Here is a 223-nt window from a genome sequence, read left to right as displayed (position 1 = left end):
AGCACTAAAGGGCGGAAACCCTCTAACACTTAGCACTCATCGTTTACGGCGTGGACTACCAGGGTATCTAATCCTGTTTGCTCCCCACGCTTTCGCGCCTCAGTGTCAGTTACAGACCAGAAAGTCGCCTTCGCCACTGGTGTTCCTCCATATCTCTACGCATTTCACCGCTACACATGGAATTCCACTTTCCTCTTCTGCACTCAAGTCTCCCAGTTTCCAA

The 223-nt window shown here is 50.7% G+C and carries 1 rRNA gene; it reads right to left on the bottom strand.

Annotation, left to right across the window (positions count from 1 at the left end):
• A 16S ribosomal RNA gene (locus MR076_RS27030) occupies positions 1–223 on the bottom strand; the annotation flags it as partial.

The organism is Bacillus cereus group sp. BfR-BA-01380 (assembly GCF_022663535.1).
In the GTDB taxonomy this organism is placed as follows: Bacteria; Bacillota; Bacilli; order Bacillales; family Bacillaceae_G; genus Bacillus_A; species Bacillus_A cereus_BB.
This window is presented reverse-complemented; position numbering and strand designations above follow the sequence as displayed.